Origin of the sequence: Metapseudomonas phytobenefica (assembly GCF_043392685.1) — a bacterium.
GTDB lineage: Bacteria > Pseudomonadota > Gammaproteobacteria > Pseudomonadales > Pseudomonadaceae > Metapseudomonas.
This window is the reverse complement of record NZ_JBHZGM010000001.1, coordinates 363,239-388,821: the sequence shown is the minus strand read 5'-3', so window position 1 is coordinate 388,821 and position 25,583 is coordinate 363,239. Positions and strand designations below refer to the sequence as shown.

Below are 25,583 nucleotides of genomic sequence, written 5' to 3'. Positions count from 1 at the left end.
TGGCGGCGCCATGGCTTAGAAGCCGGCCGGAGCTTGTTTGTGCCAATCGGTCGCCTGCTGGTACTGGTGGGCGACGTTGAGCAGGCGGCCTTCCTGGAAGTATGGCGCCAGCAGCTGCACGCCGACCGGCAGGCCATCGACGAAGCCGGCGGGCATGGAGAGGCCCGGCAGGCCCGCCAGGTTGGCGGTGATGGTGTAGATGTCTTCCAGGTACTGGGCGACCGGGTCGTTGTTCTTCTCGCCGAGTTTCCAGGCCGGGTTGGGCGTGGTCGGGCCGAGGATCACATCCACCTCGCCGAAGGCGGCCATGAAGTCGTTCTTGATCAGGCGGCGGATCTTCTGCGCCTTCAGGTAGTAAGCGTCGTAGTAGCCGGCGGACAGCGCGTAGGTGCCGACCATGATGCGACGTTTCACTTCGGCGCCGAAGCCTTCGGCGCGGGAACGCTTGTACAGGTCTTCGAGGTTCTGCGGGTTCTCGCAGCGATAGCCGAAGCGCACGCCGTCGAAGCGCGACAGGTTGGAGGAGGCTTCCGCCGGGGCGATCACGTAGTAGGCCGGGATGGCGTGCTGCATGTTCGGCAGGCTGACGTCCTTGACGATGGCGCCGAGCTTCTTCAGTTCCTCGACCGCGGCCAGCACGGCGTCGGCGATGCGGCTGTCGAGGCCGGCACCGAAGTATTCCTTGGGCAGGCCGATGCGCAGGCCGGCGAGCGGCTGGTTCAGGCTGGCGAGGTAGTCATCCACCGGCTGGTCGACGCTGGTGGAATCCTTCGGGTCGAAACCGGCCATGGCGCCCAGCATCAGCGCGCAGTCCTCGGCGGTGCGAGCCAGCGGGCCGCCCTGGTCGAGGCTGGAGGCGTAGGCGATCATGCCCCAGCGGGAAACCCGGCCGTAGGTGGGCTTGATGCCGGTGAGGTTGGTGAAGGCAGCCGGCTGGCGGATCGAACCACCGGTGTCGGTGCCGGTGGCGGCGGGCACCAGGCGCGCGGCGACGGCCGCGGCGGAACCGCCGGAGGAACCGCCGGGAACACGGTCGAGCGCCCAGGGATTCCTGACCGCGCCGTAGTGGCTGGATTCGTTGGAGGAGCCCATGGCGAACTCGTCCATGTTCAGCTTGCCGAGGCTCACCGCGCCGGCGGCCTTGAGGCGGGCGACCACGGTGGCGTCGTAGGGCGCCTTGAAACCGTTGAGGATCTTCGAGCCACAGCTGGTCAGCACGCCTTCGGTGCAGAACAGGTCCTTGTGGGCGATGGGGGCGCCGAGCAGGGCGCCTTGTTCACCGGCGGCACGCCGTGCGTCGGCTGCCCGGGCCTGTTCGATGGCCGGTTCGTCGGTGATGCTGATGAAGCTGTTCAATTGCGGATCGAGCTGATGAATGCGCGCCAGCAGGCTGCGGGTCAGCTCTTCGGCGGAGAATTCCTTGGCGGCGAGGCTTCGGGCGATCTCGGCGAGGGTCAGTTGATGCATGGGAAACCCTTTCCTTATTCGATGACTTTGGGCACGAGGTACAGGCCGTTCTCGACGGCCGGCGCAATGGCCTGGTAGGCGTCGCGGTGGTTTTCCTCGGTGACGCTGTCGGCGCGCAGGCGCTGGGTGGCGTCCAGCGGGTGGGCCATGGGTTCGATGCCGTCGGTATTCACGGCTTGCATGGCGTCGATCAGGCCGAGGATGTTGTTCAGGGTCTCGGTGGTACGCGGGATATCGGCCTCGTTCAGGCCCAGTCGGGCGAGATGGGCGATTTTTTCCACGTCGGAGCGTTCAAGCGCCATCGGGGGTCTCCAACTAAAAGCGGCCTGCGTGGGCAGCCGACCGTGCGGGAATGCGGTGGGGAACGGTGCTGCGAACGGGCGGTCAAAGGCCGCGATGATGGGCCTTGACGGCCCGGAAAAACAGGCAATTTAACATATCGGCGCCTTGCCCAAAATCCCCGTCGTTGTTAGAGTTTGCCGCACTTTTTTACCCACGCGTTGCCTAGGGTCCCTCTCCCATGTTCAAGAAACTGCGTGGCATGTTTTCCAGCGATCTGTCGATCGACCTGGGCACTGCCAATACCCTTATTTATGTGCGCGAGCGCGGTATCGTCCTCAACGAGCCCTCCGTGGTCGCCATTCGTAACCATGGCAATCAGAAGAGCGTGGTAGCCGTAGGTACCGAAGCCAAGCGCATGCTGGGCCGTACTCCTGGCAACATTTCCGCCATTCGTCCGATGAAGGATGGTGTGATCGCCGATTTCAGCGTCTGCGAGAAGATGCTGCAGTACTTCATCAACAAGGTTCACGAAAACAGCTTCCTGCAGCCCAGCCCGCGCGTGCTGATCTGCGTACCGTGCAAATCCACCCAGGTGGAACGCCGCGCCATCCGTGAATCCGCCCTGGGCGCCGGCGCCCGCGAAGTCTTCCTGATCGAAGAGCCCATGGCTGCTGCCATCGGCGCCGGCCTGCCGGTGGAAGAAGCCCGCGGCTCCATGGTCGTGGACATCGGTGGCGGTACCACCGAAATCGCCCTGATCTCCCTGAACGGCGTGGTCTACGCCGAGTCCGTGCGTGTGGGCGGCGATCGTTTCGACGAATCCATCGTGACCTATGTGCGCCGCAACTACGGCAGCCTGATCGGTGAATCCACCGCCGAGCGCATCAAGCAGGAAATCGGCACCGCCTACCCGGGTGGCGAAATCCGCGAGATCGACGTTCGCGGCCGTAACCTGGCCGAAGGCGTACCGCGCAGCTTCACCCTGAACTCCAATGAAGTGCTGGAAGCCCTGCAGGAGTCCCTGGCGACCATCGTCCAGGCGGTGAAGAGCGCCCTGGAACAGTCCCCGCCGGAACTGGCTTCGGACATCGCCGAGCGCGGCCTGGTGCTGACCGGCGGTGGCGCGCTGCTGCGCGACCTGGACAAGCTCCTGGCCCAGGAAACCGGCCTGCCGGTGATCGTCGCCGAAGACCCGCTGACCTGCGTCGCCCGTGGTGGCGGCCGTGCCCTGGAGATGATGGACCGTCACGCGATGGATCTGCTCTCCACCGAGTGAGGTTGGAGAGCGTCGCAGCCATAGGAGCGGGCCATCAAGCCGCTATTTGCCAAGGGACCTTCGCTCGGCGTGCGCCTGCTGGTGTTCGCCGTGCTTTCGGCTGCGCTGATGGTGGTCGATGCCCGATTCGACACCTTGAAGCCCATGCGCAGCCAGATGGGGCTGGTGCTCACGCCTTTCTACTGGCTGGCTGACCTGCCGGTGCGCGTCTGGGATGGCGTCAGCGACCAGTTCACCAGCCGCAGTACCCTGATCGCCGAGAACGAGAAACTCAAGGCCGAGGCCCTGCTGATGCAGCGCCGCCTGCAGAAACTGGCGACCCTGACCGAGCAGAACGTGCGCCTGCGCGAGCTGCTCAATTCTTCTGCCCTGGTGGATGAGAAGGTGCTGGTTAGCGAGCTGATCGGCGTCGATCCCAACCCCTTCACCCACCGCATCCTGATCGACAAGGGCGAAAAGGATGGCGTGTTCCTGGGGCAGCCGGTGCTCGACGCCCGTGGCCTGATGGGGCAGGTGGTGGAAGTGATGCCCTACACGGCCCGTGTCCTGCTGCTGACCGACACGACCCACAGCATTCCTGTGCAGGTGAACCGCAACGGCCTGCGGGCCATCGCCAGCGGCACCGGCAACCCCGAGCGGCTCGAACTGCGCCACGTGGCCGACACCGCCGATATAAAGGAAGGCGACCTGCTGGTGAGCTCCGGTCTTGGCCAGCGCTTCCCGGCCGGCTATCCGGTGGCCACCGTCAAGGAAGTCATCCACGACTCCGGCCAGCCCTTCGCCATCGTGCGCGCGGTGCCCACCGCCGCGCTGAATCGCAGCCGCTACATGCTCCTGGTGTTCAGCGATACCCGCAGCCCCGAGGAGCGCGCTAACGACGCCGCCAAGGCCCAGGAAGCTGCCGACCGCGAGGCCGCTGCACAGCCCGCCGAGGGCCAAGCCACTGGTGGGGCCCAGGCCGCGCCCGCAGCCGCGAACCCTTCCGCGGCGCCTGTCGCCGCACCTGCAGCCGCTCCGGCTCCGGCGCCCGCTGCTCCGGCCCCGGCGGCGCAGAATTCCCAGGAGAGTCACTGATGGCCGGCCTGCACTCCAACAACGGCTGGGTCATCTGGGTCAGCCTGATCCTGGCCCTGGTGCTCAGCGTCGGGCCACTCCCCAGCTTCATGGAAATCGGCCGACCGCTGTGGCCGGCGCTCTTCCTCACCTACTGGACCCTCGCCCTGCCGCACCGGGTGGGCATGACCACCGCCTGGGTGCTGGGTCTGGCCGAAGATGTGCTCTACGGCACGCTGCTTGGGCAGAACGCCCTGATCCTCGCCCTGATCACCTTCCTGGTGCTGACCCTTCACCAGCGCCTGCGCATGTTCCCCATGTGGCAGCAATGTCTTGTACTGCTCGTGGTTTTCGGTCTGGCCCAGCTGGTGCAGCTGTGGCTCAATGCCCTCACCGGTAATCGTCCCCCGACCCTGGTCTTCCTGTTGCCCGCGCTGGTCAGCGCGCTGCTCTGGCCCTGGGTATACGCCGCCCTGCGCGGTACGAGCCGCCGCCTCAACGTTAACTGATCGGCTTGCGGCCATGTCGCAAGCCTCTGTCCTCGACAGGGAGAAGTCCGCATGGCCATGCTGTACCTGGCTTCGGGGTCGCCGCGCCGGCGCGAGCTGCTGGCGCAGATCGGCGTCCCCCATATCACCCTGATCGCCTCCATCGAAGAAACCGTCCTGCCCGGCGAGACTGCCGTCGCTTATGTCGAGCGCCTGGCCCGTGAAAAGGCCCTGGCCGGGCTCGCCAGTCTGAGCACGCCTGCTGATGCCTGCGTGCTGGGCGCCGATACGGCCGTGGTGCTGGATGGCCGCATCCTCGGCAAACCGGTCGATCGTGACGATGCCCTGGCGACCCTGGAAATGCTTTCCGGCCGCGAGCACGAGGTGCTTACCGCCGTTGCCCTGGCCGATGCGAGTCGCTGCGAATCGCGCGTTGTCGCCAGCCGGGTGCGCTTCCGCGCCATTTCCCGAGCCGAATTGGAAGCCTACTGGGCCAGCGGCGAGCCCGCGGACAAGGCTGGCAGCTACGCTATTCAGGGGCTGGGTGCGGTATTCGTCAGCCGCCTCGAAGGCAGTTATTCAGCGGTAGTGGGATTGCCGCTGCTGGAAACGGCGGAATTGCTCGCCGGGTTCGGCATTCCTTGTTGGCAGCACCTGGGATAGGTCACGGCATGAGCGAAGAGATTCTGATCAATATCACGCCGATGGAATCGCGCGTGGCGGTGGTGGAAAACGGTGTGCTGCAGGAGGTGCATGTCGAACGCACGCAGCGGCGCGGCATCGTCGGCAACATCTACAAGGGCAAGGTCGTGCGGGTACTGCCGGGGATGCAGGCGGCCTTCGTCGACATCGGGCTGGACCGTGCCGCCTTCATCCATGCCTCGGAAATCAGCACCCGCGAGGGCAGCGCCGTCGAGAGCATCAGCGCCCTGGTGCATGAAGGCCAGAGCCTGGTGGTGCAGGTCACCAAGGACCCCATCGGCAGCAAGGGCGCACGCCTGACCACGCAGTTGTCGATCCCTTCGCGCTACCTGGTGTACATGCCGCGCACCAGCCATGTGGGCATTTCCCTGAAGATCGAGGACGAGGCCGAGCGCGACCGCCTCAAGCAGGTGGTGGCCGACTGCATCGCCGCCGAAGGCATCGAGGAGGCCGGCGGCTTCATCCTGCGTACCGCGGCGGACGGTGCCCGCGCCGACGAGATCCTGGTGGACATCCGTTACCTGCGCCGCCTCTGGGAGCAGATTTCCGCGCAGATGCAGACCGCGCCGTCGCCCTCGGTCATCTACGAAGACCTCAGCCTGGCCCTGCGTACCCTTCGTGACCTGGTCAACCCGCGCATCGAGAAGATCCGTATCGATTCGCGCGAAACCTTCCAGAAGGTCACGCAGTTCGTCGACGAGCTGATGCCGGAAATCGCCGACCGCCTGGAGCACTACCCCGGCGAGCGGCCGATCTTCGACCTTTACGGCGTCGAGGACGAGATCCAGAAGGCCCTGGAGCGCAAGGTGCTGCTTAAATCCGGCGGCTATCTGATCATCGACCCGACCGAGGCGATGACCACCATCGATGTGAACACCGGCGCGTTCGTCGGTCACCGCACCCTCGAAGAGACCATCTTCAAGACCAACCTCGAGGCGGCCACCGCCATTGCCCGCCAGCTGCGCCTGCGCAACCTGGGCGGGATCATCATCATCGACTTCATCGACATGGAAGATGAAGAACACCAGCGCCAGGTATTGCGCACCCTGGAAAAACAGCTGGAACGCGACCACGCCAAGACCAACATCATCGGCATCACCGAACTTGGCCTGGTGCAGATGACCCGCAAGCGCACCCGCGAAAGCCTGATCCAGGTGCTCTGCGAGCCCTGCTCGTGCTGCCAGGGACGCGGCCTGCTGAAGACTGCGGAAACCATCTGCTACGAAATCTTCCGCGAGATCCTGCGCGAAGCGCGGGCCTATCAGGCGGAAGGCTATCTGGTGCTGGCCAACCAGAAGGTCGTGGACCGGCTGCTGGATGAAGAGTCGGGCAACGTCGCCGATCTGGAAGCCTTCATCGGGCGGCCGATCAAGTTCCAGGTGGAAACCATGTATTCCCAGGAACAGTACGACGTCGTCCTGCTCTGAGGTCCCGAGTGGAAGCCTTCGCCCGCTGGTTGATGCGCATCCTGCGCTGGTCGCTGGGGCTTTGCGCCCTGTTCCTGGTGCTGGCCGCCCTCTACGTCAGCCTGGGGCGCGAGCTCGTGCCCCTGGTGGCCGAGTACCGGGGCGAGGCCGAGGAAAAGGCCAGCGCCGCGCTGGGGCAACCGTTGCAGATCGGTGCCCTGGAAGGGCGCTGGCACGGGTTTTCGCCGCTGCTGGTCGCCCATGATGTGCGCCTGGGGGAGGGAGACGCTGCCTTGCGTCTGGAGCAGATCCGCGTAGTGCCCGATGTGCTGGGCAGCCTGATGGCTCGGCAAGCGCGCATCGCGCGCCTGGAACTCGACGGCGTGCAGCTGACCCTGAACCAGGACGAAGCCGGCAAATGGCATCTGCAAGGCTTCGCCAGCGGATCCGACAAGCCGTTGCCCGGCCCCCGCCAGTTGCGCGACTTGCTGCGGCAGGTCGGTCATGTATCGGTGCTGAACAGCCGACTGACCCTGGCGCCCCGCGGGCAGGAACCTAGCCACCTCGAAGCGATCAGCCTCGGCCTTAAAGCCGCTGGCAGCCGTCAGCGGCTGGACGGCCGTCTCTCTTTGCCGGATGGACAACCTCTGGCCCTGCGGCTGCGCACCCGACTCGATACCGAGGCCTGGCTGCAGGGGGACGCCGAACTCTATCTGAGCCTGCCGCAGACCGACTGGGCGCGCTGGTTGCCCGCCAGCCTGACGCGCGAGTGGCACCTGCAGCGCCTGCAGGCCGGTGGCGAACTCTGGGGTGAGTGGGCCAAGGGTGGCCTGCAGCGTGCGGTGGCCAGGCTGAATGTGCCCGAGGCGCGCGCGGCCTATGCCAAGCGCAAGGCCGTGACCCTCGGCAACCTTGGGCTCAATGCCTATTTCACCCGTACCGACGAAGGTTTCCAGATCCTGCTTGACTCCCTGGCTGCCGATATCGGCAAGCAGCGTTGGGGTGAGGCCAATCTGCGGCTCGACCACAAGGCGGGCGAGCAACCCGAATGGTCCCTGAGTGCCGATCGTCTCGATGTCGCGCCCCTGCTGCCGGTGGTCGATGCCCTGGTGCCGCTGCCCGAGCAGGCCGCCGCCACGCTGGCCGGCCTCAAGCCCAGGGGCGCCCTGCGCAACCTGAGCCTGCACTACCGCCCCCGGCAGGACGGCGCCGGGAGCCTGGTGTTCAGCAGCAACCTGGATGACGTCGGCTTCAACGCGTACCACGGCGCGCCGGCGGCCGAGAATGTCAGCGGCAGCCTGGTGGGCGACTTGCAGCAGGGTGAACTGCTCCTGGATTCGAACGACTTCGCCCTGCACCTCGACCATCTTTTCCCCAAGGTCTGGCACTACCGCGAAGCCCATGCACGGCTGACCTGGAGCCTGGACGACAGCGCCTTCACCCTGGCCAGCCCCTATATGCGACTGGAAGGCGAGGAGGGCAGCATCGCCGGCGACATGCTGATCCGGCTGATGCGCGACCCCGAGGCGGAGGACTACATGGACCTGCGCGTCGGCCTGCGCGACGGCGATGCCCGATACACCGAGAAGTACCTGCCCACCCTTTCGCCGGGGATGAGCCCGGCGTTGTCCAGCTGGCTCAAGGACGCCATCAAGGGCGGCGCGGTGGATGAAGGCTTCTTCCAGTATCAGGGCTCGCTGGCCCAGGGTGCTGAGCCGTCCGCCCGTTCCATCAGCCTGTTCTTCAAGGTACGCGACGCCGAGCTGGACTATCAGCCCGGCTGGCCGGCGCTGCGCGAGGCGCGTGGCGACGTGTTCATCGAGGATACGGGCGTGCGGATCAGGGTGCCGGACGGGCGCATTCTCGACAGCCGGGTGAGTGACGCCGAGGCCGAGGTTCCCCATGTGGAGCCTGGGGAGATACCGCGCCTGCAGCTGGAAGCCAGGCTGGATAGCAGCTTCACCGACGGTCTGAAGATCCTCCAGGAAGCGCCGATGGACACGGCCAGCATCTTCGCCGGCTGGCAGGGGCAGGGCACCCTGGATGGCAGCCTGAAACTGGACATTCCGCTGGAAAAGGGCGATGCGCCCCACGTGGTGGTGGATCTCGCTACCCGCGATGCGCAACTGAAGATCGCGCGCCCGGAGCTGGCCCTCAGCCAGCTCAAGGGCTCCTTCCGCTATGACACCGACAAGGGGCTGAGCGCCCAGGACATTCGCGGCCAGGCCTTCGGGCGGGAGGTTCGTGCCAGGGCGCAGGCCGAAGGCAGCAAGGGCAAGGCCCGTTCGCGCATCCTGGCCAACGGCAGCATTGCCCTGAAAGACCTTGTCACCTGGCTTGGCGTCACCCAGCCGCTGCCCGCGTCGGGCTCCCTGCCGTACAGCCTTGACCTGATCCTGGATGGCAAGGACAGCCAGCTGCGCATCGACTCCAGCCTCAAGGGGCTGGCTATCGATCTGCCGGCTCCCTTCGGCAAGACAGCTGCCGACAGCCGCGATACCAGCTGGCGCATGACCCTCGACGGCGACGAGCGGCGCTACTGGCTCGACTACGCCGGGTTGGCCCGCCTGGCCCTGGCGGCCCCCGTGGGCAAACTGGAAGAGGCGCGTGGTGACCTTGTGCTGGGCGGCGGTGCGGCCAGCTTGCCGGGAAGCAAGGGCCTGCGTGTCCGTGGCCGCGTCTCGGAACTGGATACGACGCCCTGGCTGGCACTGGCCAGGCAATATGCACCCAAGGATGGCGCCGACAAGGCTCGCTTGCTGCGCAGCGCCAACCTGGAAATTGGCCAGTTCCGGGGCTTCGGCTTGAACCTGGAGGATCTCAAGGTGAACCTGGAGCGCTCCTCCAACGGCTGGAACCTCGGCCTGGACAGCGCCCTGATGCAGGGCACCGTGGCGCTGGCCGATGCCAAGGGCGCACCCATCTCCATCCGTTTGAAGCAGGTGCGCCTGCCCGAACCCCCGCAGAATGAAGCCGAAGCCGATGCCAAGCCCGATCCGCTGGCGGGGGTCGACCCGCGCCAGGTACCGGCGCTGGACGTGCGTATCGATCAGGTCGTGCTGGGTAATTCGCCGCTGGGGGCCTGGTCCTTCAAGGCCCGGCCCAATACCAGGGGGCTGGGCTTCAGCGAACTGGATCTCGATCTGCGGGGCCTGAGGATCACCGGTTCGGCCGGCTGGGAAGGCAGCGCAGAAAGCAGTGCCTCCTGGTACAAGGGACGGATGGAAGGCAAGAACCTGGCGGATGTGCTCAAGGCCTGGAACTTCGCACCGTCAGCCACCAGCGAGCGCTTCCGCCTGGACGCCGACGGGCGCTGGCCCGGATCGCCGGCCTGGGTCAGCCTCAAGCGTTACTCCGGTTCCCTGGACGCCAGCCTGCGCAATGGCCAGTTCGTCGAAGTGGAGGGCAGCGCCCAGGCCCTGCGGGTGTTCGGCCTGCTCAACTTCAACTCCATCGGTCGTCGCTTGCGTCTGGACTTCTCCGACCTGCTGGGCAAGGGGCTGGCCTACGACCGGGTCAAGGGGTTGCTGGTGGGGAGCGATGGGCGCTTCGTCACGCGCAAGCCCATCACCCTCGAAGGTCCGTCCAGCGGCCTGGAGCTGGACGGCACCCTGGACCTTGCCGCCGATCGCATCGACGCCAAGCTGCTGGTGACCCTGCCGGTTACCAACAACCTGCCCCTGGCGGCGCTGATCGTCGGGGCGCCCGCCATCGGTGGCGCGCTGTTCGTGGTCGACAAGCTGCTGGGCGACAAGGTGGCGCGCTTCGCCAGCGTGCAATACAAGGTTGAAGGTTCGTGGAAAAACCCCAAGATCACCTTCGACAAGCCGTTTGAAAAACCTCGTTGAAGCGAGCTTTCGCAGCTTGGGTTAGCATGCATCCCATGCCTTGTGCGGAGATTTAGATGTCGCTTGCCGTGATTCAGATGGTCAGCCAGGACGATCTCCTGGCCAACCTCGCCGATGCCCGTCGCTTGCTGGAGCAGGCCGCTGAAGGCGGCGCCCGCCTGGCGGTGCTGCCGGAGAACTTTGCGGCCATGGGTCGTTGCGACCTGGCCGATCTCGGGCGTGCCGAAGCCGAAGGCCGGGGGCCCATCCTGCCCTGGCTGCGCCAGACAGCCCGCGACCTGAAACTGTGGATAGTGGCTGGCACCCTGCCACTGCCGCCTGATGGCCGGCCGGCGGATAAGGCCAACGCCTGCTCCCTGCTGATCGATGAGCACGGCGAACGGGCCGCGCGCTACGACAAGATCCATCTGTTCGATGTGGACGTGGCCGACGCGCGCGGTCGCTACCGCGAGTCGGACGATTACGCCCACGGTACCCAGGTAGTGGTGGCTGACACCCCGGTGGGTCGCCTCGGCCTGACCGTCTGTTATGACCTGCGCTTTCCCGAACTCTATGGCGCCCTGCGTGAAGCCGGCGCCGAGCTGATCAGCGCGCCATCGGCCTTCACTGCCGTTACCGGAGCGGCCCACTGGCAGGTGCTGGTGCGTGCCCGCGCCATCGAAACCCAGTGCTACCTGCTGGCGGCGGGGCAGGGCGGGGTCCATCCCGGTCCGCGCGAAACCTTCGGCCATTCGGCCATTGTCGATCCCTGGGGGCGGGTGCTGGCCGAGCAGCCAAAGGGTGAGGCCGTATTGCTCGCCCGGCGTGACGCCGAGGAACAGGCGGCCATCCGCCAGCGCATGCCCGTGAGCACCCACAGAAGATTCATGACGCCGGCCGTTCCCGGGCCGGCGCGTACGGAGAAGTTATGAGCGACCTCTTGTTGTCCGTCAGCGAGCATCTGCTGGCGCCCGGTGACCTCAGTATCGAGCAGTTGCCGGAGATCCTCGGCGAGTTGGCCGGTCCTGGCATCGATGCTGCCGACCTCTATTTCCAGGGGCAGATTTCCGAGTCCTGGGTGCTGGAGGACGGCATCGTCAAGGAAGGCAGCTTCAACCTCGACCAGGGCGTGGGCGTGCGTGCCCAGTCCGGCGAGAAGACCGGTTTCGCCTACAGCAATGCCATCACCGCCGATGCCCTGCGCCAGGCGGCACGGGCGGCGCGTTCGATTTCCCGGGCGGGGCAGGAAGGCCGGGTGCAGGCATTCGCCAGTCCGCAGATCACTCGCCTCTACGACTCCGGCAATCCGCTGGATGTGATCAGCCGCGCCGAAAAGGTCGAGCTGCTGAAGCAGGTCGATGCCGCCACCCGCGCGCTGGACCCGCGCATCAAGCAGGTCACCGTGAGCATGGCTGGCGTCTGGGAGCGCATCCTGATCGCCGCCAGTGATGGCAGCCTGGGTGCCGATGTCCGCCCGCTGGTGCGCTTCAACGTCAGCGTCATCGTCGAACAGAATGGCCGCCGTGAGCGCGGTGGGCACGGCGGTGGTGGACGTACCGACTACCGTTACTTCCTTCAGGAAGACCGCGCCATGGGCTACGCCCGTGAGGCGTTGCGCCAGGCTCTGGTCAATCTGGAAGCCATTCCCGCGCCGGCCGGCACCCTGCCGGTGGTGATGGGCGCGGGCTGGTCCGGCGTGCTGCTGCACGAAGCCGTGGGCCATGGCCTGGAAGGCGACTTCAACCGCAAGGGCAGCTCGGCTTACAGCGGTCGTATCGGCGAGCGCGTGGCCTCCAGCCTCTGCACCATCGTCGACGACGGTACCCTGGCTTACCGCCGCGGTTCCCTCAGCGTCGACGATGAAGGCACCCCGACCCAGTGCACCACGCTGATCGAGAGTGGCGTGCTCAAGGGTTACATGCAGGACAAGCTCAATGCGCGCCTGATGAAGGTGGCGCGCACCGGCAACGGTCGCCGCGAGTCCTATGCACACCTGCCGATGCCGCGCATGACCAACACCTACATGCTGGCCGGCAAGAGCGACCCGCAGGAGATCATCGCGTCGGTGGAACGCGGCATCTACTGCGCGAATCTCGGCGGCGGCCAGGTGGACATCACCAGCGGCAAGTTCGTCTTCTCCACCAGCGAGGCGTACCTGATCGAGAACGGCAGGATCACCGCCCCGGTGAAGGGCGCGACCCTGATCGGCAACGGTCCCGAGGCCATGAGCCGGGTGTCCATGGTCGGCAATGACCTGGCGCTGGATAGCGGCGTGGGTACCTGTGGCAAGGACGGTCAGTCGGTGCCGGTGGGCGTGGGTCAGCCGACCCTGAAGATCGACGCGATTACCGTAGGCGGGACGGGGGCCTGATGGCGGCCCCCGGAAAGATCAGCGCAAGCCGCGTTTGGACTCGTCCAGCTCGCGGATGTATTTGAACACCTTGCGCGCGGCGGCCGGCGGTTTGTTGTGGGCCGCTTCGTGCTGGGCATGACGGATCAGGCCGCGCAGGTGCTGGCGGTCGGTATCCGGGTAGTCGGCGACGAAGCTCTCCAGGGCGGCATCGCCACCCTCGATCAGGCGGTCACGCCAGCGTTCCAGGGCGTGGAAACGCTCGTTGTACTCGCGGGTGGAGCTGTCGAGCTGGTCGATCAGGCTGACGATGGCCTCGACGTCCTGTTCGCGCATGAGCTTGCCGATGTACTGGATGTGCCGTTTGCGGGCGACGTGAGCCTTGTGCTTCGGCGCTTCGGCCAGGGCCTTTTGCAGGGCGTCGGTCAACGGCAGCTTGGCCAGCACGTCGGCCTTGAGGGTGGTCAGGCGTTCACCGAGCTCCTGCAGGGCATGCAGCTCGCGTTTGACCTGGGATTTGCTCTTCTCTCCGGAGAAGTCGTCGTCGAAGAATTCAGACATGGGGGTGGTCCAGTTGGAAACGCCGCCATGATAACCAGTCGGGGCCGCCTTGTCCGGCCCGGCTGGCGCCGCCGGAGCGCGGTACGTGCGGCAAGGCGCCCGGTTGCGTCCGCCGCGTCGAGGAATTTTTGAACTGGAGTGGCTATGAGTGAAGTAGAAGTGGTCGGCCCGGAAGCATTGCCGGAATTGCAGGCGCGGGTCGAACGCATCCTCGCCGAAGCCCGGCGCCAGGGCGCCAGTGCTTGTGAGGTGGCTGTTTCAGTGGAGCAGGGATTGTCCACCAGTGTTCGCCAGGGCGAGGTGGAAACAGTCGAATTCAACCGCGATCAGGGCTTTGGCATCACCCTGTATGTCGGCCAGCGCAAAGGCTCGGCCAGTACCTCGGCGAGCGGCGAGGATGCGATTCGCGAAACCGTGGCTGCGGCCCTGGCCATCGCGAAACATGCTTCCGAGGACGAGTGCGCCGGACTTGCCGACGCGGCCCTGATGGCCCGCGACCTGCCGGACCTTGACCTCTACCATCCCTGGTCGATCACTCCCGAGCAGGCCGTGGAGCAGGCGCTGATCTGCGAGACGGCGGCTTTCGAGACCGATAAGCGCGTCAGCAAGGCGGACGGCACCACCCTCAATACCCATCAGGGTTGCCGCGTTTATGGCAACAGCCACGGCTTCGTCGGCGGCTACGCCAGCACCCGCCACAGCCTGAGCTGCGTGATGATCGCCGAGGCGCAGGGGCAGATGCAGCGTGACTACTGGTACGACGTCAACCGCATTGGCAGCCAGCTCGCCGATCCGGTCAGCATCGGTCGCCGCGCCGCCGAGCGCACCGCGGCTCGCCTGGGCGCGCGGCCGGTACCCACCTGCGAAGTGCCGGTGCTGTTCGCCGCAGAGCTTGCGACCGGACTGTTCGGCAGCTTCCTCGGCGCCATTTCCGGCGGCAACCTGTACCGCAAGTCCTCCTTCCTCGAAGGCGCCCTGGGCCAGCGGCTGTTCCCCGAGTGGCTATCCATCGACGAGCGCCCGCATATCCCGCGCGCCATGGCCAGTGCGGCCTTCGACAACGACGGCCTGGCGACCTACGCCAAGCCCTTCGTCGAGAAAGGCGAACTGGTTTCCTACATCCTCGGCACCTACTCCGGACGCAAGCTGGGGCTGCCCAGCACGGCCAACGCCGGCGGCGTGCACAACCTTTTCGTCAGCCACGGACAGGAAGACCAGGCTGCGTTGCTGCGGCGCATGGGCCGCGGCCTGCTGGTGACCGAGCTGATGGGGCAGGGGCTGAACATGGTGACCGGGGACTATTCGCGCGGTGCCGCCGGTTACTGGGTGGAGAACGGCGAAATCCAGTTCCCGGTCCAGGAAGTGACCATCGCCGGCAATCTCAAGGACATGTTCCGTCAGATCCTCGCCGTGGGCAGCGACTTGGAACTGCGCGGCAACATCCGCACCGGCTCGGTGCTCATCGAGAAGATGACGGTGGCCGGTAGCTGAGGCAGCCTGTTGCCAGAATGAAAAACGCGCCCCGATGGGCGCGTTTTTCATTGGAGCGGATGACGCTCATTCACCTTCGTCGAACTTGTTGTTGATCAGCTCGATCAAGGCATTCAGGGCATCGTCGTCCTGTTCGCCCTCAGTGTGCAGGTGGATGGGCGTGCCCTTGCCGGCGGCCAGCATCATCACGGCCATGATGCTCTTGCCGTCCACCAGGTTCTCGGGAGAACGGCCCACGCGGATCTGGCAGGGAAAGCGGCCGGCTACCCCGACGAACTTCGCCGCCGCCCGGGCGTGCAGGCCGAGCTTGTTGATGATGGTGATCTCACAGGCGGGCATCGCGTTTCCAATCCTTCTAATTGAGGTCGCGGTGGCGAACCTGGACATTCTTCAAACTGGGTTTCAGCGCCGCTCCCAGGCGCTCGGCGATGTAGACCGAACGATGGTGGCCCCCGGTGCAGCCAATGGCGATCGTGACGTAAGCGCGATTGCTGGCGGCGAAGCGCGGCAGCCACTTGTTCAGGTAGCCGAGGATATCCTGATACATCTCTTCGACATCCGGCTGTCCGGCAAGGTAGTTGGCGACGGCCGGTTCAAGCCCCGAATGATCACGCAGCTCGGGCTTCCAGTACGGGTTGGGCAGGCAGCGCACGTCGAACACCAGATCGGCATCCACCGGCATGCCACGCTTGAAGCCGAAGGACTCAACCAGGAAAGCGGTGCCGGGTTCAGGCTGATTCAGCAGGCGCAGCTTGATGCTGTCGCGCAACTGGTAAAGGTTGAGGTGCGTGGTGTCGATCTTCAGGTCGGCGAGATCGGCAATCGGCGCCAGCAGCGCTTCCTCGTCGCGGATGGCTTCGGCCAGGGAGCGGTTGTCGTTGGTCAGCGGGTGGCGCCGGCGCGTTTCCGAGAAGCGCTTGAGCAGTGTGTCGTGGTCGGCATCGAGGTAGAGCACGTCGCACTTGATGTGGCGATTGCGGGCCTCGGTGAGCAATTCGGGAAAGCGCTGCAGCTGGCTGGGCAGATTGCGTGCGTCGATGGAGACAGCGACCTGGGGCTCCAGCAGTTCGGTGTGCAGCAGGGCCCGTTCGGCCAGTTCGGGAAGCAGGCCGGCGGGCAGGTTGTCGATGCAGTAGAAGCCGTGGTCCTCAAGAACATCGAGGGCGGTGCTCTTGCCCGACCCGGAGCGGCCGCTGACGATGACCAGGCGCATGGAGAAGCCCTAGTGTCCGCTCTGCACGTCCACTACCACCTGGTAGAGGCTGGTGCTGTCGGAAGCCTGGCGCAGGCGTTCGCGCACATCGCCGCGGTCCAGCATGCTGGCGATCTGGCGGAGCAGTTCAAGGTGCTCATCGGTGGCGGCTTCCGGGACCAGCAGGACGAACAGCAGGTCAACCGGGGCGCCGTCGATGGCGTCGAAATCGACTGGAGCATCAAGGCGCAGCACGGCGCTGATGGGCGACGTACAGCCAGTGAGGCGGCAGTGGGGAATGGCGATGCCGTTGCCGAAACCGGTGGAACCGAGTTTCTCCCGGGCTACCAGGCTTTCGAAGATGTCCTGGTTGTCGAGGTCGGGAAGGTCGCGAGCGACCAGCTTGGCGATCTGTTCCAGTACGCGTTTCTTGCTGCCGCCCGGCACGTTCACGAGGGAACGGCCGGGGGTCAGGATTTGCTCGAGTCGGATCATGGAGGAGGGGTCAGCGGGCAGTGGCACCCTGCTGGCGGTTCAATTGCTTTTCCTTGTGCTTGATCAGTTGGCGATCGAGCTTGTCGGTAAGCAGGTCGATGGCAGCGTACATGTCTTCATGTTCCGCGTTGGCAACGACCTCGCCGCCGGCGACGTGCAAAGTGGCTTCGATTTTCTGTTTGAGTTTCTCGACCTGCATGATCACCTGAACATTGGTGATTCGGTCAAAGTGGCGCTCCAGACGGTCGAACTTCTCGACAACGTAGTTGCGCAGGGCGTCGGTCACATCCAGTTGATGTCCACTGATGTTGACTTGCATACCGCTTTCTCCTTATTGCCCGTGTATTTAGAAACAGGCTAACGGGCCTGCCACCGGAACACTTTGGCGTGGGTCAATTTCCGCGTCACATCAGTCGCTTGCGTTCGCTGGAAGGGGCAATCCCAAGGGATTCGCGATACTTGGCTACTGTGCGACGGGCCACTTGAATGCCCTGTGCTTCCAGTAAACCAGCGATCTTGCTGTCGCTCAATGGCTTTTTCGGATTTTCCGCTGCGACCAGTTTTTTGATGATGGCGCGGATTGCGGTAGACGAGCATTCGCCACCTTCCGAAGTACTTACGTGGCTGGAGAAGAAGTACTTCAGCTCGTAGATTCCACGGGGCGTATGCATGTATTTCTGGGTAGTCACGCGCGAGATGGTGGACTCGTGCATGCCCACGGCTTCGGCGATGTCGTGCAGGACCAGAGGCTTCATCGCCTCGTCGCCGTATTCGAGGAAGCCGCGCTGGTGCTCGACGATCTGGGTGGCGACCTTCATCAGTGTTTCGTTGCGGCTCTGCAGGCTCTTGATGAACCAGCGCGCTTCCTGAAGCTGATTGCGCATGAAGGTGTTGTCGGCGCTGGAGTCGGCGCGACGGACGAAGCCGGCGTAGTGCGGATTGACCCGCAGGCGCGGCACGGCTTCCTGATTCAGTTCCACCAGCCAGCGTTCGTTGTGCTTGCGGACGATGACATCCGGCACCACGTACTCGGGCTCGCTGGCTTCGATCTGGGAACCGGGGCGCGGATTCAGCCCCTGGATCAATTCGATGACCTGGCGCAGTTCATCTTCCTTGAGCTTCATGCGGCGCATCAGCTGGCTGTAGTCGCGACTGCCCAGCAGGTCGAGGAAGTCACCGGCCAGGCGCTGGGCCTCGGCCAGCCAGCGAGTGCCCGGAGGCAGCTGGCGCAGTTGCAGGAGCAGGCATTCGCGAAGGTCGCGAGCGCCAACGCCGGCGGGTTCGAATTGCTGGATGCGATGCAGGACAACTTCCACTTCGTCCAGCTCGATGCCGAGTTCCGGGTCGAAGGCTTCGACGATCTCGGAAAGGGACTCTTCGAGGTAGCCGTCGTTGTTGATGCAGTCGATCAGGGTTACCGCGATCAGGCGGTCGGTATCGGACATCGGCGCCAGGTTGAGTTGCCAGAGCAGGTGACTCTGCAGGCTCTCGCCAACCGAAGTGCGGGAGGTGAAGTCCCACTCGTCGTCGTCATTGCTCGGCAGGCTGCTGGCGCTGGTCTGGTAGACGTCTTCCCAGGCGGTATCGACGGGGAGTTCGCTGGGAATGCGCTCGTGCCATTCGCCATCTTCGATGGCTTCGGCATTGGTCTCGACGCTGGACTCCTGGAAGCTGGCTTCCTGGTTGCCGGAACTGGGTTGCTGATCGCCTTCGGCCATGGGGTCGGAGGTGTCGAAATCGTCGCCATCCTCCTGCCGTTCGAGCATCGGGTTGGACTCCAGCGCTTCCTGGATCTCCTGCTGGAGGTCCAGGGTGGAGAGTTGGAGCAGGCGAATGGCCTGTTGCAGCTGCGGGGTCATCGTCAGCTGCTGGCCCATCTTGAGGACTAGCGATGGTTTCATGGCAGAGGGCTTAGCACCTTATTCGCCGGCGCTTGCGCGCCATCCACTACAGGGCGCCGAAGCGCCACCAGGAAGCAAATTATATGCCTGACCTTGAAGGATTTTTCTAGCCCGCGCAACCGGTCTTGTAGGCGCGGTTGCGGGAGACTACAGGCGGAACTCGTGGCCCAGGTAGACTTCCTTTACCAACTGGTTGGCCAGGATGGCTTCCGCATCACCTTCGGCGATCAGTTGTCCGTCACTGACAATGTAGGCGGTCTCGCAGATGTCCAGGGTCTCGCGGACGTTGTGATCGGTGATGAGTACACCGATCCCTTTCGCCTTGAGGTGATGGATGATCTGCTTGATGTCGCCCACGGAAATCGGGTCCACGCCGGCGAAAGGTTCGTCCAGCAGGATGAATTTGGGGGCCGTGGCCAGCGCGCGGGCAATTTCCACACGACGGCGCTCACCACCCGACAGGCTCATGCCGAGGCTGTCGCGGATGTGGCTGATATGGAATTCCTGAAGCAGGTTTTCCAGTTCCTTGCGGCGTGCGGCGCGGTCGAGATCCTTGCGGGTCTCGAGGATCGCCATGATGTTGTCCGCCACACTGAGCTTGCGGAAGATCGAGGCTTCCTGCGGCAGATAGCCGATGCCGGCGCGGGCGCGGCCATGCATCGGCTGGTGGGTGACGTCCTGGTGGTCGATCAGGACGCGGCCCTGGTCGGCCTTGACCAGGCCCACGATCATGTAGAAGCAGGTGGTCTTGCCCGCGCCGTTGGGGCCGAGGAGGCCGACGATCTGACCGCTGTCGATTGACAGGCTGACGTCGCGGACCACCTGGCGGCTCTTGTAGCTCTTGGCCAGGTGCTGGGCTTTGAGGGTCGCCATTACTGTGCTTTCTGCTCTTTCTTCTTCGGCTGGATGACCATGTCGATCCGCGGACGCGGAGTGGTCACGTTACCGCCGGTGGCGCGGCCTGCGTTCACGATCTGGCGCTGGGTGTCGTAGACGATCTTCTCGCCTTCGAAGGTATTGCCTTCCTGTACGACCTTGGCCTGGTCGAGCAGGATGATGCGCTCGTTGGCGGCGAAGTACTGGATGGTCAGGCCGTAGGCCTTGACGATCTCCTTGTCGACCGCCGGCTTCTGCTCGTAGTACGCGGGCTTGCCGACCGAGGTGAAGACCTCGACGTCGCCGTTGGCGTCCTGGGTGATGGTGACGGTATCGCCGGTGATCTTGAGGGTGCCCTGGGTGATCACGACGTTGCCGCGGTAAACCGCGACGCCCTGCTTGTCATCGAGCTCGGCGCTGTCGGCTTGTACGCGAATCGGTTGGTCGCGGTCCGTGGGCAGTGCCCAGGCGGCGGCACTTCCGAGTGCGGTGCCCAGGCTGAGCAACAGGGGGAGGGTATTAACGAACCTCATGCTGGCCTCTTACGTTGGACTGCAGGAGCATCCTGCTGTCATTCAAGTACGCTTTCATTCCTTGTGCCGTGGTCACCCCATTGGCCGCCTCGATTCTAACGGCTTGCTGGGTCTGCGCATATTCCTGGTCGGGGAACACGGTCAGCCGGCTGGTAGTCAGGATGGTCGGGCGGCCCTTGGCATCGGTGCGCGCCACCCGAACCTTCTCGATCAGTTCGACCTGCTTGCCTTCGGGGCCCACTTCGCCGCGCTCGCTTTGCACATGCCAGGGGAAGGCTGTGCCGCGGTGCAGGAGCAGGTCGGGATTGGCGAGCAGTGTGACATCAGTGGCCTTCATATGTTCGAGGCGCGTGGCGGTCAGTTCGTAATGGAGTTTGCCGTCTTCCTGGAACTGGGTGCTCTTGCCGTTCTCGACATAGAAGTCGATGGCGTTGTCGCCGCCCGTCGCGGTCGTGCGATCCATGAAGCTTTCGGGGCGGATGTTCCAGTAACCCAGGGCAATGAACAGCGCGCCGATGGGAATCAGGATAAGTGCCAGGCGAATGTTCTTCGGCATGTCGGACCTCAGAGGTAGGTGGCCTGGGCCGCTTCCAGGCTGCCCTGGGCGCGCAGGATGAGTTCGCAGAACTCTCGCGCCGCGCCCTCGCCGCCGCGTGCCTGGGTCACGCCATGGGCATGCTGGCGCACGAAGGCGTCGGCGTTGGCAACCGCCATGCCGAGGCCGACACGGCGGATCACTGGCAGGTCGGGCAGGTCGTCGCCCAGATAGGCCACTTGGTCATGGCTCAGGCCGAGTTCCGCAAGAAGACCGTCGAGCACCACCAGCTTGTCTTCGCGGCCCTGGAACAGGTGCTGGATGCCGAGGTTCTGCGCGCGACGCTCGACCACCTCGGACTGGCGGCCGCTGATGATGGCGGTGCGTACACCGGCATTCATCAGCATCTTGATGCCATGGCCGTCGAGTGTGTTGAAAGTCTTGAATTCGCCGCCGCCGGGCAGGAAGTAGAGGCGGCCGTCGGTCAGTACGCCGTCGACATCGAATACGGCCAGGCGAACGGCCTTGGCGCGGGCGAGGAGTTCGTCGCTCATCAGATCACTCCGGCGCGGGTCATGTCGTGGATGTGCAGGGCGCCGATGGGGCGGTCGCCTTCATCGACGACGACGAGCACGTTGATCTTGTGGTCGTCCATGATTTTCAGGGCTTCGGCGGCGAGCATGTCCGGGCGCACGGTCTTGCCATGAACGGTCATGACGTCGTCGATGCTGGCCTGGCGTACGTCGACGCCCTTGTCCAGGGTGCGGCGCAGGTCGCCGTCGGTGAAGATGCCGGCGAGGTGTCCGTCGTGTTCCACCACCGCGGTCATGCCCAGGCCCTTGCGGGTCATTTCCAGCAGCGCTTCGCGCAGCGGAGTGCCGCGGGTGACGCTGGGCAGGCTGTCGCCGCCATGCATGATGTTTTCAACCTTGAGCAGCAGACGCCTGCCAAGGGCGCCACCCGGGTGGGAGAAGGCGAAGTCTTCGGCAGTGAAGCCGCGGGCTTCCAGCAGCGCGATCGCCAGGGCATCACCCAGCACCAGGGCAGCGGTGGTGGATGAGGTGGGGGCCAGGTTCAGCGGGCAGGCCTCCTGGGCCACGCGTGCATCCAGGTTGGCGGCCGCGGCCTTGGCCAGCGGCGAATCCGGATTGCCGGTAAGGCTGATCAAGGTGATGCCCAGGCGCTTGATCAGCGGCAGCAGGGTCACGATTTCGGCGGTGGAGCCGGAGTTGGACAGGGCCAGCACCACGTCTTCACGGGTGATCATGCCCATGTCGCCATGGCTGGCTTCGGCCGGATGTACGAAGAAGGAAGGCGTGCCGGTGCTGGCCAGGGTGGCGGCAATCTTGTTGCCGATATGCCCGGACTTGCCCATGCCCACGACTACTACGCGTCCCTTGCAGGCCAGGATGAGCTCGCAGGCGCGAACGAAATCGGCGTCGATGCGCGGCAGAAGGGCGTCGATCGCCTCGCGTTCGAGCTGGATAGTGCGTTGTGCGGACTTGATGAGATCGCTGGATTGGCTCATGGAAGGCGTACAGTTGCCGAAGAAAAAGACCGCGATTATAGCGGTAAAGGTGATTTAGCTCACGCGCCAATGCCGTGGATGCTGTCGCAATGCTGAACAGACGCTGGAGCAGCCTTGGGAGGCGCGATGGCGCGGTGATATAGTTCGCGCCTTGTTCGGCCCGTCCTGGGCGGGGTGTCCTTCCGTTGGGGCGCGTCGTCTCTCAGGGAGGCTGTATTGCAAGGAGTCTAGATGAGCGCCGAAAACGCCTATGCCGTCGAGTTGAAGGGGGTGACCTTCAAACGTGGCTCGCGCAGCATTTTCCAAGATGTCGACATTCGTATCCCGCGCGGCAAGGTCACCGGCATCATGGGGCCTTCCGGTTGTGGCAAGACCACGTTGCTGCGCCTTATCGCGGCCCAGCTCAAGCCTGCAAGTGGCGAAGTCTGGGTCAACGGCCAGAACCTGCCCAGCCTCTCCCGCGCCGACCTGTTCGACATGCGCAAGCAGTTCGGCGTGCTGTTCCAGAGCGGCGCGCTGTTCACCGATCTCGATGTGTTCGAGAACGTCGCTTTCCCCCTCCGGGTGCACACCAGGCTCCCCGAGGAAATGATTCGTGACATTGTCCTGATGAAGCTCCAGGCCGTCGGCCTGCGTGGCGCCATCGAGTTGATGCCGGATGAGCTGTCCGGCGGCATGAAGCGTCGCGTGGCGCTGGCCCGTGCCATCGCCCTCGATCCGCAGATCCTGATGTACGACGAGCCGTTCGTCGGCCAGGACCCCATTGCCATGGGTGTGCTCGTGCGTCTGATCCGCCTGCTCAACGACGCCCTTGGCATCACCAGCATCGTGGTTTCCCACGACCTCGCGGAAACCGCCAGCATTGCCGACTACATCTATGTGGTGGGGGACGCCCAGGTGCTGGGGCAGGGGACTCCGGACGAGCTGATGAATTCCGATAACCCGCGTATCCGCCAGTTCATGCAAGGCATTCCGGATGGTCCGGTGCCCTTCCATTTCCCGGCGCCGGATTACCGCAAAGACTTGCTGGGGAGGCGCTGATGCGCAGGAAATCCTTGCTCGAGCGTATTCGCCTGCTCGGGCGTTCCGGTCTGGACGTGGTGGAGGCCCTTGGGCGCTCCACGCTGTTCCTGGTGCATGCACTGTTCGGCCGCACCGGCGTGGGCCAGGGCTTTCACTTGCTGGTCAAGCAGCTTTACGCCGTCGGTGTGCTGTCACTGGCGATCATCGTGGTTTCGGGCATCTTCATCGGCATGGTGCTGGCCCTGCAGGGCTATAACATCCTGGTCGACTACGGTTCCGAGCAGGCGGTGGGGCAGATGGTCGCGCTGACCCTGCTGCGCGAGCTCGGCCCGGTGGTGACCGGCCTGCTCTTCGCGGGTCGCGCGGGTTCCGCCCTGACGGCCGAGATCGGCAACATGAAGTCCACCGAACAGCTCTCCAGCCTGGAGATGATCGGTGTCGATCCGCTCAAGTACATCATTGCCCCGCGCCTCTGGGCGGGCTTCATCTCGATGCCGCTGCTGGCGATGATCTTCAGCGTGGTGGGCATCTGGGGCGGCGCCATGGTGGCTGTGGATTGGCTGGGAGTCTATGAGGGCTCTTTCTGGTCCAACATGCAGAACAGTGTGCAATTCACCGAGGACGTGCTGAACGGCGTGATCAAGAGCGTCGTCTTCGCCTTCGTCGTGACCTGGATCGCCGTGTTCCAGGGTTATGACTGCGAGCCGACCTCGGAAGGGATCAGCCGTGCAACGACTAAAACCGTGGTCTATGCCTCTCTGGCCGTGCTGGGGCTGGACTTCATCCTGACTGCCTTGATGTTTGGAGATTTCTGATGCAAATCCGCACCCTGGAGATTGGTGTCGGCCTGTTCCTCCTGGCCGGTATCCTGGCCTTGCTGCTTCTGGCCCTGCGGGTCAGCGGCCTGTCCTATGGCGCCAATGGCGATACCTACAAGCTTTACGCTCATTTCGACAATATTGCCGGTTTGACTGTCAGAGCCAAGGTAACCATGGCTGGCGTCACCATTGGCAAGGTCACGGCCATCGATCTTGATCGCGACAGCTATACCGGCCGCGTCACGATGGAAGTCGAGAAACGCGTGGACAACCTGCCCGCAGACTCCACGGCTTCCATCCTCACGGCTGGCCTGCTGGGCGAGAAGTACATCGGCATCAGTGTTGGTGGCGACGAAGAACTGCTCAAGGATGGCGGTACCATCCGTGACACCCAGTCGGCCCTGGTGCTGGAAGACCTGATCGGCAAATTCCTGCTGAACACGGTCAACAAAGAAAGCAAATGAGGATTCGAACGATGATTAAAGCCCTGCGAAACGGCCTGCTGGTGCTGTTGGCAGCCCTGCCCCTGCTGGCCACCGCCGCGCCGAGCGCTCACGATGTGGTCAAGCAGACCACCGACCAGCTGCTCGCTGACCTCAAGGCCAACAAGCAGCAATATCGCAGCGATCCGAACGCGTTCTATGACGCACTGAACAGCATCCTCGGTCCGGTGGTGGATGCCGACGGCATTTCCCGCAGCATCATGACCGTGAAGTACTCGCGCAAGGCCACGCCCGAGCAGATGACGCGCTTCCAGGAAAACTTCAAGCGCAGCCTGATGCAGTTCTACGGCAATGCCCTGCTGGAGTACGACAACCAGGAAATCCGAGTGCTGCCGGCCAAGCAGGAAGACCCCGAGCGCACCAGCGTCGGTATGGAAGTCAAGGGTAGCAACGGCGCCGTCTACCCCGTCTCCTACACCATGGTGAACATCAACGGGAAGTGGATGCTGCGCAACGTGATCATCAACGGCATCAACATCGGCAAGCTGTTCCGTGACCAGTTCGCCGACACCATGCAGCGCAATGGCAACGATCTCGACAAGACCATCAATGGTTGGGCGGAAGTGGTTGCCAAGGCCAAGGAGTCCGAAGAAGCCAAGCAGGCGGGCGGCCAATGAGTGAGGCCCGTATCGAGCAGGCCGCCCCGGGCGAGCTGCGCCTGGTCGGCGTACTCGACTACAGCACCGGACCGCAGCTGCGTGAGACGGGCGGGCAGCTTATCCGCGCGAGCAACGGCGCCGCCCTGGTGCTGGACTGCTCCGCAGTGGAGAAGAGCAGCAGCGTCGGGCTGGCCCTGCTGCTGGCGTTCATGCGCGATGCCGAAGCCGCCGGCAAGGCGGTGAAGGTGCGCGGAATGCCCGAAGACATGCGGCAGATTGCCGAAGTCTCCGGCGTGACCGAGCTGTTGCCCCTCGAGTCCTGAGCCGGTCCAACGGCCCTCCGTCAGGCCCTGTTTACGCGGGGTTCGCAGGCGGAGGGCTTTTTTGTATCATGGCCGACCCGCGCGCGTTGGGCGCCGATTGAGGTTGAGCATGCAGGCCGTAGAAGTGAAAAGCCTCCTGGAGGCAAAACTGCCAGGTACCCAGGTGGAAGTTGAAGGGGAAGGCTGCAATTTCCAGCTGAACCTGATCAGCGATGAACTCGCCGGCCTGAGCCCGGTGAAGCGTCAGCAGCAGGTATACGCCCACCTGAACGCCTGGATTGCTGATGGCAGCATCCACGCCGTCACCATGAAATTCTTCAGCCGGGCCGACTGGGCCGGGCGTTCCTGAGCCAA

28 protein-coding genes are annotated in these 25,583 nt (G+C 64.4%); 15 read left to right on the top strand and 13 right to left on the bottom strand.

Features of this window, described 5'->3' with window-relative positions; all coding sequences use genetic code 11:
- Positions 1–15: 15 nt before the first annotated feature.
- Positions 16–1,467, bottom strand: coding sequence for an Asp-tRNA(Asn)/Glu-tRNA(Gln) amidotransferase subunit GatA (gene gatA, locus ACFW0B_RS01810; protein ID WP_449146238.1), 1,452 nt, complete (start codon positions 1,465–1,467; stop codon positions 16–18).
- Between the two features lie 14 nt (positions 1,468–1,481).
- The gene (gene gatC / locus ACFW0B_RS01805) at positions 1,482–1,769 is read right to left on the bottom strand and encodes an Asp-tRNA(Asn)/Glu-tRNA(Gln) amidotransferase subunit GatC (RefSeq protein ID WP_449146237.1); all 288 of its coding nucleotides are present in this window, start codon (positions 1,767–1,769) and stop codon (positions 1,482–1,484) included.
- A gap of 218 nt (positions 1,770–1,987) precedes the next feature.
- Here gatC and mreB point away from each other — a divergent pair, with 218 nt between their 5' ends.
- From mreB to tldD, 8 genes are read left to right on the top strand one after another with little or no spacing between them, the layout of a single operon-like run.
- Positions 1,988–3,025: a rod shape-determining protein MreB gene (gene mreB, locus ACFW0B_RS01800; protein WP_103102876.1), complete on the top strand. Its 1,038-nt coding sequence runs from the start codon at positions 1,988–1,990 to the stop codon at positions 3,023–3,025.
- A gap of 33 nt (positions 3,026–3,058) precedes the next feature.
- Complete coding sequence (mreC, locus tag ACFW0B_RS01795; RefSeq protein WP_449146299.1) at positions 3,059–4,099, top strand: rod shape-determining protein MreC; 1,041 nt, start codon at positions 3,059–3,061, stop codon at positions 4,097–4,099.
- Positions 4,099–4,587, top strand: coding sequence for a rod shape-determining protein MreD (mreD, locus tag ACFW0B_RS01790; protein ID WP_449146236.1), 489 nt, complete (start codon positions 4,099–4,101; stop codon positions 4,585–4,587). Before mreC ends, mreD begins: the two co-directional genes overlap by 1 nt.
- Positions 4,588–4,638: 51 nt before the next feature.
- The gene (locus ACFW0B_RS01785; protein ID WP_449146235.1) at positions 4,639–5,229 is read left to right on the top strand and encodes a Maf family protein; all 591 of its coding nucleotides are present in this window, start codon (positions 4,639–4,641) and stop codon (positions 5,227–5,229) included.
- Positions 5,230–5,237: 8 nt separating this feature from the next.
- Positions 5,238–6,695, top strand: coding sequence for a ribonuclease G (gene rng, locus ACFW0B_RS01780; protein WP_449146234.1), 1,458 nt, complete (start codon positions 5,238–5,240; stop codon positions 6,693–6,695).
- An 8-nt stretch (positions 6,696–6,703) separates the two neighbouring features.
- Entirely contained in the window at positions 6,704–10,522 is a 3,819-nt protein-coding gene (locus ACFW0B_RS01775; RefSeq protein WP_449146233.1) for a YhdP family protein, read from the top strand.
- A 56-nt stretch (positions 10,523–10,578) separates the two neighbouring features.
- Complete coding sequence (locus ACFW0B_RS01770) at positions 10,579–11,433, top strand: carbon-nitrogen hydrolase family protein (RefSeq protein ID WP_449146232.1); 855 nt, start codon at positions 10,579–10,581, stop codon at positions 11,431–11,433.
- Positions 11,430–12,872, top strand: a complete 1,443-nt coding sequence (gene tldD / locus ACFW0B_RS01765; RefSeq protein WP_449146231.1) for a metalloprotease TldD — start codon at positions 11,430–11,432, stop codon at positions 12,870–12,872. The genes ACFW0B_RS01770 and tldD overlap by 4 nt, the downstream gene beginning before the upstream one ends.
- Positions 12,873–12,890: 18 nt before the next feature.
- On the opposite strand, the gene yjgA is transcribed toward tldD, so the two are convergent.
- The gene (gene yjgA / locus ACFW0B_RS01760; RefSeq protein ID WP_449146230.1) at positions 12,891–13,412 is read right to left on the bottom strand and encodes a ribosome biogenesis factor YjgA; all 522 of its coding nucleotides are present in this window, start codon (positions 13,410–13,412) and stop codon (positions 12,891–12,893) included.
- 144 nt (positions 13,413–13,556) lie between these two features.
- On the opposite strand from yjgA, the gene pmbA reads away from it, so the two are divergent.
- Complete coding sequence (gene pmbA, locus ACFW0B_RS01755; protein WP_449146229.1) at positions 13,557–14,903, top strand: metalloprotease PmbA; 1,347 nt, start codon at positions 13,557–13,559, stop codon at positions 14,901–14,903.
- 66 nt (positions 14,904–14,969) lie between these two features.
- On the opposite strand, the gene ACFW0B_RS01750 is transcribed toward pmbA, so the two are convergent.
- From ACFW0B_RS01750 to ACFW0B_RS01705, 10 genes are all read right to left on the bottom strand, one after another.
- Positions 14,970–15,242: an HPr family phosphocarrier protein gene (locus tag ACFW0B_RS01750; protein ID WP_449146228.1), complete on the bottom strand. Its 273-nt coding sequence runs from the start codon at positions 15,240–15,242 to the stop codon at positions 14,970–14,972.
- Positions 15,243–15,258: 16 nt separating this feature from the next.
- Positions 15,259–16,116 carry an RNase adapter RapZ gene (gene rapZ, locus ACFW0B_RS01745; protein ID WP_449146227.1) on the bottom strand — a complete coding sequence of 286 codons (858 nt, stop codon included), beginning with the start codon at positions 16,114–16,116 and terminating at the stop codon, positions 15,259–15,261.
- 9 nt (positions 16,117–16,125) lie between these two features.
- A complete protein-coding gene (ptsN, locus tag ACFW0B_RS01740; RefSeq protein ID WP_449146226.1) occupies positions 16,126–16,590 on the bottom strand; it encodes a PTS IIA-like nitrogen regulatory protein PtsN in 465 nt (154 codons plus the stop codon).
- Positions 16,591–16,600: 10 nt separating this feature from the next.
- On the bottom strand, positions 16,601–16,909 hold the full coding sequence (gene hpf, locus ACFW0B_RS01735) for a ribosome hibernation-promoting factor, HPF/YfiA family (protein WP_449146225.1): 309 nt from the start codon (positions 16,907–16,909) through the stop codon (positions 16,601–16,603).
- A gap of 85 nt (positions 16,910–16,994) precedes the next feature.
- A complete protein-coding gene (locus ACFW0B_RS01730) occupies positions 16,995–18,491 on the bottom strand; it encodes an RNA polymerase factor sigma-54 (protein ID WP_449146224.1) in 1,497 nt (498 codons plus the stop codon).
- A gap of 147 nt (positions 18,492–18,638) precedes the next feature.
- Entirely contained in the window at positions 18,639–19,364 is a 726-nt protein-coding gene (lptB, locus tag ACFW0B_RS01725) for an LPS export ABC transporter ATP-binding protein (RefSeq protein WP_449146223.1), read from the bottom strand.
- The gene (gene lptA / locus ACFW0B_RS01720) at positions 19,364–19,900 is read right to left on the bottom strand and encodes a lipopolysaccharide transport periplasmic protein LptA (protein ID WP_449146222.1); all 537 of its coding nucleotides are present in this window, start codon (positions 19,898–19,900) and stop codon (positions 19,364–19,366) included. Before lptA ends, lptB begins: the two co-directional genes overlap by 1 nt.
- Positions 19,887–20,456 (bottom strand): LPS export ABC transporter periplasmic protein LptC, encoded by a 570-nt coding sequence (gene lptC, locus ACFW0B_RS01715; protein WP_449146221.1) that lies wholly within the window; start codon positions 20,454–20,456, stop codon positions 19,887–19,889. Before lptC ends, lptA begins: the two co-directional genes overlap by 14 nt.
- Before the next feature lie 8 nt (positions 20,457–20,464).
- Positions 20,465–20,989 (bottom strand): KdsC family phosphatase, encoded by a 525-nt coding sequence (locus tag ACFW0B_RS01710; protein WP_449146220.1) that lies wholly within the window; start codon positions 20,987–20,989, stop codon positions 20,465–20,467.
- Positions 20,989–21,963, bottom strand: a complete 975-nt coding sequence (locus ACFW0B_RS01705) for a KpsF/GutQ family sugar-phosphate isomerase (RefSeq protein ID WP_449146219.1) — start codon at positions 21,961–21,963, stop codon at positions 20,989–20,991. Before ACFW0B_RS01705 ends, ACFW0B_RS01710 begins: the two co-directional genes overlap by 1 nt.
- Positions 21,964–22,194: 231 nt before the next feature.
- Between ACFW0B_RS01705 and ACFW0B_RS01700 the strand changes: the two genes are divergently transcribed.
- The 6 genes from ACFW0B_RS01700 to ACFW0B_RS01675 all read left to right on the top strand — a co-directional run bounded on the left by ACFW0B_RS01700 (position 22,195) and on the right by ACFW0B_RS01675 (position 25,578).
- Entirely contained in the window at positions 22,195–23,004 is an 810-nt protein-coding gene (locus tag ACFW0B_RS01700) for an ATP-binding cassette domain-containing protein (protein ID WP_449146218.1), read from the top strand.
- Positions 23,004–23,801, top strand: a complete 798-nt coding sequence (gene mlaE, locus ACFW0B_RS01695) for a lipid asymmetry maintenance ABC transporter permease subunit MlaE (protein WP_449146217.1) — start codon at positions 23,004–23,006, stop codon at positions 23,799–23,801. Before ACFW0B_RS01700 ends, mlaE begins: the two co-directional genes overlap by 1 nt.
- On the top strand, positions 23,801–24,268 hold the full coding sequence (gene mlaD, locus ACFW0B_RS01690; RefSeq protein ID WP_190827132.1) for an outer membrane lipid asymmetry maintenance protein MlaD: 468 nt from the start codon (positions 23,801–23,803) through the stop codon (positions 24,266–24,268). The genes mlaE and mlaD overlap by 1 nt, the downstream gene beginning before the upstream one ends.
- A gap of 11 nt (positions 24,269–24,279) precedes the next feature.
- Entirely contained in the window at positions 24,280–24,924 is a 645-nt protein-coding gene (locus ACFW0B_RS01685) for an MlaC/ttg2D family ABC transporter substrate-binding protein (protein WP_449146216.1), read from the top strand.
- On the top strand, positions 24,921–25,229 hold the full coding sequence (locus tag ACFW0B_RS01680; RefSeq protein WP_449146215.1) for an STAS domain-containing protein: 309 nt from the start codon (positions 24,921–24,923) through the stop codon (positions 25,227–25,229). The genes ACFW0B_RS01685 and ACFW0B_RS01680 overlap by 4 nt, the downstream gene beginning before the upstream one ends.
- Before the next feature lie 109 nt (positions 25,230–25,338).
- Positions 25,339–25,578: a BolA family protein gene (locus ACFW0B_RS01675; protein ID WP_151131957.1), complete on the top strand. Its 240-nt coding sequence runs from the start codon at positions 25,339–25,341 to the stop codon at positions 25,576–25,578.
- Positions 25,579–25,583: the final 5 nt, after the last annotated feature.